The organism is Micromonospora sp. WMMD734, assembly GCF_049178975.1.
Classification (GTDB): Bacteria; Actinomycetota; Actinomycetes; order Mycobacteriales; family Micromonosporaceae; genus Micromonospora; species Micromonospora wenchangensis.
The window spans coordinates 3,540,071-3,551,745 of sequence record NZ_JBMHMK010000001.1 but is presented as its reverse complement, the minus strand read 5'-3'; the positions used below and the strand labels follow the sequence as shown (position 1 = coordinate 3,551,745).

The 11,675-nt window shown below is 72.5% G+C and carries 11 protein-coding genes; 5 read left to right on the top strand and 6 right to left on the bottom strand.

Annotation, left to right across the window (positions count from 1 at the left end):
• Positions 1 to 11 precede the first annotated feature (11 nt).
• On the top strand, positions 12 to 917 hold the full coding sequence (locus ACN267_RS15070) for a proline iminopeptidase-family hydrolase (RefSeq protein ID WP_308447870.1): 906 nt from the start codon (positions 12 to 14) through the stop codon (positions 915 to 917).
• 26 nt (positions 918 to 943) lie between these two features.
• Here ACN267_RS15070 and ACN267_RS15065 read toward each other — a convergent pair whose 3' ends face one another.
• Entirely contained in the window at positions 944 to 1,408 is a 465-nt protein-coding gene (locus ACN267_RS15065) for a winged helix-turn-helix transcriptional regulator (RefSeq protein ID WP_421488952.1), read from the bottom strand.
• A gap of 121 nt (positions 1,409 to 1,529) precedes the next feature.
• Here ACN267_RS15065 and ACN267_RS15060 point away from each other — a divergent pair, with 121 nt between their 5' ends.
• Positions 1,530 to 2,396 (top strand): aldo/keto reductase family oxidoreductase, encoded by an 867-nt coding sequence (locus ACN267_RS15060; protein ID WP_421488951.1) that lies wholly within the window; start codon positions 1,530 to 1,532, stop codon positions 2,394 to 2,396.
• A 65-nt stretch (positions 2,397 to 2,461) separates the two neighbouring features.
• On the opposite strand, the gene ACN267_RS15055 is transcribed toward ACN267_RS15060, so the two are convergent.
• Positions 2,462 to 2,716, bottom strand: a complete 255-nt coding sequence (locus ACN267_RS15055; protein ID WP_204957229.1) for a phosphopantetheine-binding protein — start codon at positions 2,714 to 2,716, stop codon at positions 2,462 to 2,464.
• 157 nt (positions 2,717 to 2,873) lie between these two features.
• On the opposite strand from ACN267_RS15055, the gene ACN267_RS15050 reads away from it, so the two are divergent.
• Positions 2,874 to 4,469: a D-alanine--poly(phosphoribitol) ligase gene (locus ACN267_RS15050; protein ID WP_204957230.1), complete on the top strand. Its 1,596-nt coding sequence runs from the start codon at positions 2,874 to 2,876 to the stop codon at positions 4,467 to 4,469.
• 128 nt (positions 4,470 to 4,597) lie between these two features.
• Here the strand turns inward: ACN267_RS15050 and ACN267_RS15045 are convergent, their stop codons facing one another.
• The 4 genes from ACN267_RS15045 to ACN267_RS15030 all read right to left on the bottom strand — a co-directional run bounded on the left by ACN267_RS15045 (position 4,598) and on the right by ACN267_RS15030 (position 9,794).
• On the bottom strand, positions 4,598 to 6,142 hold the full coding sequence (locus ACN267_RS15045) for an AMP-binding protein (RefSeq protein WP_421488950.1): 1,545 nt from the start codon (positions 6,140 to 6,142) through the stop codon (positions 4,598 to 4,600).
• 25 nt (positions 6,143 to 6,167) lie between these two features.
• On the bottom strand, positions 6,168 to 7,097 hold the full coding sequence (locus ACN267_RS15040; protein ID WP_204957232.1) for an ACP S-malonyltransferase: 930 nt from the start codon (positions 7,095 to 7,097) through the stop codon (positions 6,168 to 6,170).
• A gap of 64 nt (positions 7,098 to 7,161) precedes the next feature.
• On the bottom strand, positions 7,162 to 8,418 hold the full coding sequence (locus tag ACN267_RS15035; RefSeq protein WP_281899269.1) for a pyridoxal phosphate-dependent aminotransferase: 1,257 nt from the start codon (positions 8,416 to 8,418) through the stop codon (positions 7,162 to 7,164).
• A 29-nt stretch (positions 8,419 to 8,447) separates the two neighbouring features.
• A complete protein-coding gene (locus ACN267_RS15030) occupies positions 8,448 to 9,794 on the bottom strand; it encodes a KamA family radical SAM protein (protein ID WP_281899267.1) in 1,347 nt (448 codons plus the stop codon).
• Positions 9,795 to 10,150: 356 nt separating this feature from the next.
• Between ACN267_RS15030 and ACN267_RS15025 the strand changes: the two genes are divergently transcribed.
• Both ACN267_RS15025 and ACN267_RS15020 read left to right on the top strand, forming a co-directional pair.
• On the top strand, positions 10,151 to 11,338 hold the full coding sequence (locus ACN267_RS15025; protein ID WP_204957235.1) for a cytochrome P450: 1,188 nt from the start codon (positions 10,151 to 10,153) through the stop codon (positions 11,336 to 11,338).
• A complete protein-coding gene (locus ACN267_RS15020) occupies positions 11,335 to 11,571 on the top strand; it encodes a ferredoxin (protein ID WP_088642118.1) in 237 nt (78 codons plus the stop codon). Before ACN267_RS15025 ends, ACN267_RS15020 begins: the two co-directional genes overlap by 4 nt.
• Positions 11,572 to 11,675: the final 104 nt, after the last annotated feature.

Here is an 11,675-nt window from a genome sequence, read left to right as displayed (position 1 = left end):
CGACACCGGGAGTGGACGACATGACACTGGCACCGACCGCGAAGGGCACCGTCGAGTTCGGTGACCACCGGACCTGGTACCGGGTGACGGGCGAGCTGCACGACGGCAAGCCGCCGCTGGTGGTGCTGCACGGCGGGCCCGGCAGCACCCACGACTACCTGCTGAACATGGCCGGGTTGAGCCGGTCCGGCTGGCCGGTGGTGCACTACGACCAGCTCGGCAACGGTGGCTCCACCCACCTGCGGGGCCGGGGCGCCGACTTCTGGACCGTCGAGCTGTTCCTCGCCGAACTCGACAACCTGCTGCGCGGGCTCGGCATCGCCGAGGAGTACGTGCTGTTCGGGCAGTCCTGGGGCGGGGTGCTGGCGGCGGCCCACGCGGCCGACCGGCCGGCCGGGCTGCGCGGCCTGGTGATCGCCAACGCGCCCGCGTCGTACCCGCTGTGGCTGCCGGAGCTGGACGTGCTGCGGGCCGCGCTGCCCCCCGGGGTGGACGCGACGCTGCGCCGGCACGAGGCCGCCGGCACCACCGGCAGCCCGGCGTACACGGCCGCGATGATGGTGTTCTACCAGCGGCACGTGTGCCGGCGGAAGCCGTTGCCGCCGGAGCTGATGGCCACCTTCATGGAGATCAACGGCGATCCGACCGTCTACCACGCGATGAACGGGCCGAGCGAGTTCCACATCACCGGCACGCTGCGCGACTACTCGCTGCTCGACCGGCTGCCGCAGATCGACACCCCGACCCTGGTGATCAGCGGCGAGTACGACGAGGTCACCCCGGCGGCCGTGCGCCCCTTCCACGATCTCGTCCCCGGGGCCCGCTGGGAGATCATCGAGGGGGCCAGCCACCTGCCCCACCTGGAGACCCCGGAGCGGTTCACCGAGATCCTCACCCAGTTCCTCGACAAGCTCTGAAACCCCGACCACCCGGACGGCCCGTTTCAGGCGGAGCGGGCCTCCGGGGCGGGGTGGCGGGCGTCGTAGGCCGCCCGGTGGGCGTGCACGTCGTCCAGGTGCGTTTCGGCCCAGGTTTTGAGGGCACGCATCGTCTCGTGCAGCGAGAAACCGAGCTCGGTCAGCTCGTAGGTGACCGTGACCGGCACGGTCGCCGTCGCGGTCCGGGTGACCAGGCCGTCGCGTTCCAGGGTACGCAGCGTCTGGGTGAGCATCTTCTGGCTGACCCCGGCGAGCAGGCGGGACAGCTCCGAGTAGCGCATCGGTCGGGGAGTGCCGGCGCAGTCCGCGCCGAAGGGGTGCGACCCGTCGGTACGCAGCGCGGCCAGCACCAGCGCGACCCACTTGTCGGAGATCCGGGCGAGCAGTTCCCGACTGGGACACTGTGCCACGAACGCGTCGTACGCCACCGCCGTCTCCGCGCGGCGCTCGGCCGCCGTCCTCGTCGTCATGGCCGTTCCTCCCACAGTCGGTGTGCTACGCACTTTCAGGTGCCTACTTCCCATCAGAAACCTACCTCACCGATAGTGGTCCGGTACCAGCCCGTTCACCAAGAAAGGCCGAGGTAACCGCATGCTCACCCGTACTCTGCCCGGCGGCACCTGGACGCTGGGCGACCTGACCGTCAGCCGGTTCGGCTACGGCGCCATGCAGCTCGCCGGCCCCGGGGTGATGGGACCGCCCGCCGACCCGGACGCCGCCCTGGCCGTCCTGCGGGAGGTCGTCGCCCTCGGCATCACGCACATCGACACCAGCGACGCCTACGGGCCGCACGTCACCAACCGGCTGATCCGCGAGGCCCTGCACCCGTACCCCGAAGGGCTGCACCTGGTGACCAAGGTCGGCGCGACCCGGGACCCGCAGGGCGGCTGGCCCATCGCGCGCGAGCCGGAGCAACTGCGCCGGGCCGTCGAGGAGAACCTGGAAAACCTCGGCGTCGAGGCCCTGGACCTGGTCAACCTCCGACTCGGCGACGCCATGGGCCCCGCGGCCGGCTCCCTCGCCGAGCCGTTCGAGACGCTCCTCGCGCTCCAGCAGGAGGGCCTGATCCGGCACCTGGGACTGAGCAACGTGACGCCGGAACAGGTCGCCGAGGCGCAGTCGATCGCCCCGATCGTCTGCGTGCAGAACCTCTACAACCTGGCGTACCGCCACGACGACGCGCTGATCGACAGGCTCGCCGGGCAGGGGGTGGCCTACGTGCCGTACTTCCCGCTGGGTGGCTTCAGCCCGTTGCAGTCCGCGGCGCTGTCGGCCGTGGCCGCCCGCCGGGACGCCACGCCGATGGCCGTCGCGCTGGCCTGGCTGTTGCAGCGCTCACCCAACATCCTGCTCATCCCCGGCACCTCGTCGGTGGCGCACCTGCGGGAGAACGTCGCCGGGGCGGCGCTGACCCTCACCGCCGAGGACCTCGCCGACCTGGAGGCGATCGGCCGCTGACCCGGCAACCACGAACAGTGCCCGTGACCGGACCGGTCACGGGCACTGTTCGGGACGCGTGCCGCTCACACCGCAGCGGGCGCGCCCCGCATGTCGGTCAGCACGCGCCACAGCGTCTGCGGGGTGGCGAACGTCTCCATCGACATCGCCTCGTCGACGAAGCGCACGTCGTACTCGCTCTCCAGGGTGGCCAGCAGTTCGACCATGGCGAGGGAGTCCAGGCCGGAGTCGCGCAGGCTGGTGCCGGCCAGCAGCGTCTCCTCGGGGTCGAGGAAGGGCAGGTGCTGGCGCAGGATGGCCTCGAACCGTTGATCCCACATGTCCGCGATTCCTTCCGGTGCAGGGTGAACAGACGCTAACAACGCCCGTGGGCGCTGACGACCCGACAATTCCCCGGCCCTCGGCCGACCCGGGTAAGGGGTCGTTAGGGGGGTCGATGCGGGTGGGGGCCGGCGGGGCCGCCGATACGCTCCGGCCATGAGTCGAGAGAACTTCGCGCGCACGCATGCCTCCGTGGAGACGCTGCACGAGTTCCTGTTGGCGGGCGCCCGGTTGACGCCCGACAAGCCGGCCGTCATCCAGGCCGTCGGCGGCGAGGTCGGCTCCATCTCGTACCGTCAGCTCGCCCAGCGGGTCGACGGCTACGCCGCTGCCCTCGACGAGCTCGGCCTGGACATCGGCGACCGGGTGATCCTGGAGTCGGACACCTCGCCGACCGCCATCGCGGTCTTCCTGGCCTGCTCCTCGCTGGGCCTGACGTTCATCCCGGTCAGCCCGGAGACCCCGGCCCAGCGGCTCGCGCTGATCGCCGAGAGCACCGCCGCCGCGCTGCACCTGCAACCCGTCGACGGCCGCCGCGAGGGTGTGCCTGCGCCGCTGGGCACCGCCCGGTTCGGCCCGGACGGCATCCAGGTCGAGCGGACGCCCGCGCCGCGCACCCGGCACCGCCGGGAACTGGTGCCCACCGACCCGGCCTACATGATCTTCACGTCCGGCACCACCGGCCGGCCCAAGGGCGTGGTGATGAGCCACCGGGGCGTGCTCGCCTTCTTCCGGGGGATGCTGCGGCACGGCATCGTCTCCGCCGAGGACCGGGTCGCCACCACCTCGCCGTTGCAGTTCGACTTCTCGCTGCTCGACATCGGCCTGGCGCTGGGCAGCGGCGCGGCCGTGGTGCCGGTGCCCCGGTCGCTGCTGCGCTGGCCGCGCCGTTTCGTGCAGTTCCTCGCCGACAGCGGCGCCACCCAGGTCAACGGCGTGCCGTCGATCTGGCGGGGGGTGCTGCGGCACGAGTTCGCCGGGTTGGCCGCGCTCGGCGAGCAGATCCGCGGGGTGCTCTACTCGGGCGAGAACTTCCCCCTGCCCGAGATGCGGGAGCTGCAACGCGCCCTGCCGCACGCCCGGGTGGTCAACTGCTTCGGCAGCAGCGAGTCCATCGCCGCGTCCTTCACCGACGTGCCCAACCCGCTGCCCGAGGACGTCGACCGGATCTCCATCGGCCACGCCCACCCAGGCGCGGAGATGCTGCTGATCGACGAGGACGGCCGGCCGGTCGACGAGCCGGGTGTCGTCGGGCAGATCCACCTGCGCAGCGCCGCCCTGTTCCACGGCTACTGGAACGACCCGGAGGCCACCGCCGCCGCGCTGGTCCCCGACCCGCTCAACCCGGCCACCGGGCAGGTGGTCTTCCGCACCGGCGACCTGGCCTACCGGGGCGAGGGTGGGGAGCTGTACTTCACCGGCCGGGCCGACTCCCTGGTCAAGATCCGGGGCAACCGGGTCGAGCTGGGTGAGGTGGAGCGCCGGGTCCGCGAGTTCCCGGGCATCGCCGGCGCCGCCGCGCTGATGCTGCCGCAGGAGGGCAAGGACCCGGTGCTGGCCGCGTTCGTGGTGCTCGACGAGGGCGTCACCGGTGTGGAGGAGATGGAACTGGGCGCGTTCTGCCTGGAGGCGCTGCCCGACTACATGGTGCCGCAGCAGGTCCGGGTGATCGACGAACTGCCGGTCAACGCCAACGGCAAGATCGACCGCCGGGCCCTCGCCGAGCGCGCCGGACAGCCCGCGCAGCGCTGACCCGGCCCCCGACGGCCCCTGGCCGGTCCCTTCAGGAGGGGGACCGGCCAGGGGTTTTCTCCTGCCGGCACCCGGGGTGGACGGCACGATGCCCGGCCCGGAGCGCTCCGGGCCGGGCATCGACAGGGTCAGTTCCCGGCGGCCTCGCGGGCCAGCCGGGCGCGGTCGACCTTGCGGTTGGAGTTCAACGGGAACTCCGGCACGTGCCGGTACGACCGCGGCAGCATCCCCTTGGGCAGGATCTGCCGCAACTGCCGGGACAGCTCCGCCGGGGCGGTCGGCGCACCCGTGTAGAAGACCACCAGTTCGGTGCCGCCGGCCCCGGTACGGGCCACGGTCACCGCGTCCTCGATGCCGGGGCAGCCCCGCAGGGCGTGCTCGATCTCGGCCAGCTCCACCCGCCAGCCGTGCACCTGCACCTGCGAGTCGAGCCGACCCAGGTAGATCAGCTCCTTGTTCTCCAACCGCCGGACCCGGTCCCCGGTGCGGTACCAGCGCCGGCCGTCGCGCAGCAGGAACCGGCCCTCGTCGTCGGCCGGGTCGAGGTAGCCGGGGGTGAGCTGCGGGCCGGTGATGCAGAGCTCCCCCTCCACCTCGCTGGCCGTGCCGTCGGCGTCGAGCAGCACCCCGTCGTGCCCGTCGTGCAGCGTCCCGATCGGGACCAGACCGTTGACGCACAACCCCGGCGAGGTCTGCGGCGACCAGCGGTGCCCGGTGATGGTCACGGTCAGCTCGGTCGGGCCGTAGATGTTCTCCAGCGTCGACCCGGGGGCCGATGCCTGCCAGTCCACCGCGTCCGCCGCGTGCAGCGCCTCCCCGGCGAAGAAGCTCCACCGCAGCGACGGCATCGCCGCCGCCGCCAGCCGGCCGGTCCGCCGGACCAGGGTGATCGCGCTCGGGGTGGAGAACCACACCGTCAGGCCCCGCTCGGCGACGAACGCCGGCACGTCGCGGTAGGCCGCCGGCGGCACCGGGTGCACGCTCGCCCCCGCACCCCAGGCGCAGAACAGGTCGAACATCGCGCAGTCGAAGTTCAGGTCGAACGACTGGGAGAACCGGTCGTCCGGACCAAAGTCGTATCGGTCGTCCAGCACCGAGAAGTAGTGCCGCAGGTTCCCGTGGGTGATCGGCACCCCCTTGGGCCGCCCCGTCGACCCCGAGGTGAACAGCACGTAGGCGACGTCGTCCGGGCCGGCGGCGCGGGGCGTGGCCAGCGGCGTCGCCCCCACCACCGGCAGCCGCAGCCCGCTGCCGCTGCCGCGCGGGTCCACCACCGGCGCGAACACCGGCACCCCGGCCACCGCGTCGCCCAGCTCGGCCCGGACCGCCAGCCCGGCCTCGTCGAGCAGCAGGGTGGACACCCCGCACGCGGTGAGCATCCCCGCCGTCCGGGCCGCCGGGAACTCCGGGTGCAGCGGTACGGCGGTCGCGCCGACGTACAGGGTGGCCAGCAGCCCGGCGTACGACTCCAGGGTCTTGCCGGCCAGGATGCCGACCACCCGGGGCGGCCCGTCCGGGCCGGCGGCCAACGCCCCCGCCCAGCGCAACGCGGTGGCGTGCAGCTCCTCGTAGCTGACCGGCCCGGACGGCACGTGCAGGGCGGTGGCCCGGGGCGCCGCGGCCAACCCCTGGAGGAACCTGCCGTGCAGGGCGTAGTCGGTGTGCTGGGTCATCTCGTCCTCCGTGCTCTGCCGACCGTCAGGCGGCAACGCTGCGGCGGATCGGCCGCAGCGCCCGCCGGGGGTCCACGATGGTGGTCCGGAAGTTGCGGACGGTTGCGCCGACCCGGCCCCACAACCGGTCCGGTCCGCAGACGTGCACCGTCTGCACCCCGGACCGCTGGAACGTGGCGACCACCTCGGGCCAGCGCACCGGGGTGACGATTCCGTCGAGCAGCATCGTCCGTACGCCGTCGGCGGTGGTGCGTACGGTGCCGTCCTGGTCGGCGACGACCGGGATCTGCGGGTCGGTGAAGTGCAGCGACCCGAACAGCTCCGCCTCCACCCGGTCGCGCAACGGCCCGAACGCGGCGGCGTGCAGCGGCGGGTCCATCACGTACAGCGGCAACCCACCGCCGGCCCGCAGCCGCTGCGCCAGCCAGTCGGTGCGCCCCTCGTGCAGGGTCACCATCCAGAAGTCGGTGTCCACGTAGCAGGAGATCTCGTACCACTCGCCGGCCTCGTCCAGCTCGGCCAGGATCTCCCGCAGCCGCTCGGCCGGGGTACGGACGAACGACATCGTCACCACGCCCCGCTGCTCGGCGGTGAAGTACTCCGTCTCGATCCGGGACAGCCGCGCCGTCATCCGGACCGCCTCGGCGAAGTCCAGCGCGCCGCTGAACACGGCGGCGGCCTTGCCCCCGAAGCTGGGCCCGGCGATCAGGTCCGGCCGCAGGTCCATGGTCCGTTCCGCCCACCGGGCCAGCGCCACGCAGTTCACCAGGAAGGCCACCTGCGCGTACTCGGAGTAGTCGCTGTCGCTGTCGCGGTACCTGGCGAACAGGTCGTAGTCCAGGGCGTCGCTGGCGGTGGCGAGCAGCTCGCGGGCGTCCCGGTCGATGAGCATGAACTTCGCGACGTCGGCGAAGTCGCACGGACCCATCCCGGGGAAGACGATGGCGCTGGTCATCTGGGGCGTCCTTGTCGTCGGGGCAGACCGGCACCGGCGCGGTCGGCGGGGGAGTCGGTGCGGGTCACCGGGGAAGCTTGGCCAGGGCCTGCTCGATGCGGACCAACGCGTCGGCGACGTGCGGCACCGTCAGCGGGTCGGCGGCGGTCTGCGTCTGCCGCTGCTGCTCCCGGGTCTCGCCGTAGAGCATGCTGGTGGCGGCCCGGAACCGCAGCGCCTCCGGCCGGTCGCCGAAGTGGTGGCCGGAGAGCACCGCTATGCCCAGCTCCTCCAGCAGGTAGCGCTGCAACCCTGCGCCGTCGGTGATGCCCTGCTCGGCCAGCGGCTCGCGCAGCGGCGCGAAGTCCGGGTAGACGTAGAACGCGCCGGTCGGCGGCCGGCAGGTGGCACCCGCCTCCACCATGATCCGGTGCACGGCGCCGGCCACCGCGCCGTGCAGCGCGGCGTCCTCGACGAGCCGCTCGCGGATCTCCGGCGGCTCGGCGAAGGCGTACCGGGCGACCGACTGCATCGGCCCGGCCAGGGTGGACCAGATCTCGCTGGCGACCGAGGCCACGTCGGCCCGGAGGCGTTCACCCCATCCACCGGCGGGGAACCGGGCCGCGCCGATCCGCCAGCCGCCGAGCGCCAGGTTCTTGCTGAGCCCGGTGAGCACCACGGTCCGCCGGGGGGCGACCTCGGCGGGGGAGAGCAGGTCCGTGCCCGGGGTGTGCAGGATGTCCCGGTAGATCTCGTCCGAGACGATCAGCAGGTCCTCCTCCTCGGCGATCGCGCACAGCTCGCGGACCAGGTCGTCCGGGGCGTGCGTGCCGGTCGGGTTGTCCGGCGAGGTGAGCACCAGAAGGCGCGGGTCGTGACCCAGCACCCGGGCGGCGCGGATCGTCTCCCGCAGCGCCGCCGGGTCGGGCACCCCGCCGCACGACTCGGGGACCGGCACCCCCAGCGCGGTCTTGCCGGCCAGCCGGGCCTGCGGGGCGTAGGTGACCCAGCTCGGCGCGGCGAGCAGGGTGTCCCCGCCGACGACCAGTTGCAGGGCCATCAGCAGCGGCTTGCTGCCTGGCGCGATGATCACCTGGTCGGCCTCGGTGGGCAGCCGGCGACGGGAGAAGTACCCGGCCACCGCGTCCCGGGTGGCGGCGTCGCCGACCACCGGCCCGTAGGCGTTACGGTCGCCGCCTTCGGTCAGTGCCCGCAGCAGCGGCGGGAACACCGGCAGGCGGGACTCGCCGAAGCCCAGGTGCACGATGGACTCGCCGGCGGCGATGCGCTGTGCGACCAACTGGTCGAGTGCGAGGTTGGGCGAGATCTTCCGGCCGGCCATCGCCAGCTCCCTTCGGGTCGGTGGGTGGTTCAGGCGGTGACGGCCGCGCCGGGGCGGGCCGCGCTGGGGCTGACCGCGGCGAGGATGTCCGCCGGGGCGCTCGGGTCGATCTCCAGGTCGCTCAGCCAGGCCGCGTCGGCCGACCAACGGGCCCGGAACGGCCTGCCGACCAGCCGCCGGTCGCGAGCCTGGATCAGCCGGAGCTGGAAGAAGTCGCCGTCCGGGGTCCGCTCGACGCCGTCGACCAGGACCTTGCCGGGGGTGGCCGACATGACCGGTCCGCGCACCGTCCGGGCCAGGCCGGGCAGGTCCTGGTACGCGGTACGGAAGATGTCGGCGGCCCGGGTCAGCGGCACCTGGAAGTAGTCCCGGGGACCGGTGTCCCGCTCGACGAACATGTAGTAGGGCACCGCGCCGACAGCCAGCTCCGCCCGCCACATCTCGCTCCAGGCGCGGGCGTCGTCGTTGACGTAGCGGATCAGCGGGGCCTGGCAGTAGACCACCGCCCCGGTCGACCTGATCCGGGCGATGGCCCGGCCGGCGACCTCGGTGGCCAGCTCCCGGGGGTGGCTGAAGTGCGCCATCACCGCGACACTGCGCCCCGACGCGACCACCTGCTCGAACAGCCGCAGCAGGTCGTCGGCGTCGCTGTCGGAGACGAACCGGTACGGCCAGTAGGCGACCGCCTTGGTGCCGAACCGGATGGTGCGCACCGTGTCGACGGCCAGCAGCGGCTCCACGTGGCTGCGCAGCCGCTCCGTCGACATGATCATCGGGTCGCCCCCGGTGACCAGCACGTCGGTCACCGCCGGGTGCCGGTGCAGGTAGCTCACCAACTGCTCCGGGCCGGGTGCGGCGAATCGCAGGTCGGCGTCCCCGACGAACTGTGCCCACCGGAAGCAGTAGGTGCAGTACGCGTGGCAGGTCTGCCCCTGCTGCGGGAAGTACAGCACCGTCTCCCGGTACTTGTGCTGCATGCCCGGCAACTCCTGGCCGTCCAGGCTGGGCACGTTGTGCTGCTGCTGCCCGGACGGGTGCGGGTTGAGCCCCGCGCGGATCCGGGCCACCTCGCCGCGCAGCCCCTTACGGTCACCGGCGCGCAGCAGGTCGCCGACGATCCGCTCGTCGGCGGCGGCGAGCATGCCGCGCTGCGGGAACACCAGCCGGAAGATCGGGTCGTCCGGGATACGGTCCCAGTCGATCAGGTGCGACAGGACGTACTCGTTGACCCGGAACGGCAGCACCTGGGAAATGGTGCGGACCGCGTGCAGATTGTCGGCCGACAATCCGTACCGGGCGCCCAGCTCATCGATGTGGTGCGGCCCGAAGGAGTGGAACCGCCCCGGATCGGCGGTCGTGGAAACGAGCAGGGACATCAACCATCCTCCATGGGGGGTTGCGCCCACCGACGTGGCGTGACTCAATCACCGGTGCGCGCCCGCGAGAATCGCTCGACGGTCAACAGCGCGTTGCCTCGCCCACACGCTAGTGGCGGCCCGTCCGCCCGGACCCCTAGCGGAACCCCAGAGCCGCCCCTTAGCGCAGTCGGTAGGGGGAGGCTAGGGGCGTCGCGGGGGTGTAGGTGGATTTCCTTTCCTGATTACGTATCCCTCGCCTGGTCCGGCCGGCGCCCGGCGTGTCGCCCGGATACGCCGTACCGCACCGAGCGGCCGAAGAACATCGACGCCAGCGCCGGATCACGTGCGCCCGGTGCGACCCGAGGGAGTGCTCCGTGACGATCGATCAGGAGATCCGTAAATATCCGTTCAGCGAGGCGCCCGGGATCGACATCGACCCCGTCTACGGGCTGCTGCGCAGCACCGAGCCGCTGGCCCGGGTGCAACTGCCGTACGGCGAGGTGTCCTGGCTGGCCACCCGGTACGAGGACGTCAAGACCGTGCTGACCGACCCGCGGTTCAGCCGGGCCGCGGCGCAGGGCAAGGACCAGCCCCGTACCCGCGAGGAGATGACCTACGAGGGCATCATCGGGCTCGACCCGCCGGACCACACCCGGCTGCGCAAGCTCGCCGGCAAGGCGCTGACCGCCCGCCGGGTCAACGAGATGCGCGAGGGCGCCCAGCGCATCGCCAACGAGTACGTCGACGAGATGATCGCCAAGGGTTCCCCGGGTGACCTGGTCGAGCTGTTCGCCCTGCCGTACCCGATCACCGTCATCTGCGAGCTGCTCGGGGTGCCGTTCGAGGACCGGGCCCAGTTCCGGATCTGGACCGAGGGGCTGACCAGCACCAGCGAGCAGCTGATGGTCTACGCCGAGCAGCTGTTCGGCTACATGGGCAAGCTCGTCGCGCAGCGCCGTGAGCAGCCCACCGACGACCTGCTCGGCGCGCTGGTCAAGGCCCGCGACGAGGGCGACCGGCTGACCGAGCAGGAACTGCTGTCCATCGCCGGGGTCGGGCTGCTGCTCACCGGCGTCGAGACGGTCTCCACGCACATCCCCAACTTCGTCTACGCGCTGCTCACCCACCCGGAGCTGATGGCGCAGCTGCGCGCCGACCGGAGCCTGGTGCCGGCGGCCGTGGAGGAGCTGCTGCGGATGATCCCGCTGAACCCGGCCGCCATGTTCCCCCGGTACGCGGTGGAGGACGTGGAGCTGAGCGGGATCACCGTGCGTGCCGGTGAGCCGGTGCTGGTCTCCCTGCCCGGGGCCAACCGGGACCCGGAGGTCTTCGACAACCCGGAGACCTTCGACTTCACCCGCGAGCAGAACCCGCACGTCGCGTTCGGCCACGGCCCGCACCACTGCCTCGGCGCGCAGCTGGCCCGGATGGAGCTGCAGGTCGCCCTGCACACCATCCTGGACCGGTTCCCCGAGCTGAGCCTGGCCGACGGCGACGCGGGCGTGTCGTGGAAGTCCGGCCTGCTGGTCCGGGGCCCGAACAAGCTGCTGGTGGCCTGGTGACCGCTGTGGACACCAGGTGGACCGTCACCGTCGACCGGGACGCCTGCATCGGCACCGGGGTCTGCGCCGGCGCAGCCCCCCGCCAGATCGAGATCCGGGCGGGCAAGGCGTCCGCCCTGGCCCCGGAGACCGCCCCCGACGAGGCGGTCATCGACGCCGCCGACATGTGCCCGATGTCCGCGATCACGGTCCGCGACGCCGCCTCCGGCGCGCTGCTCGCGCCCGAGGAGTAACACCGCCCCGACCGGTGAACCCACCGGTCGCCGCGAGGCCGCCGCGACCGGTCCCCCTACCGGTCGCGGCGGCCTTGCCGTGATCGGGCGCCGAAAGCCGACAC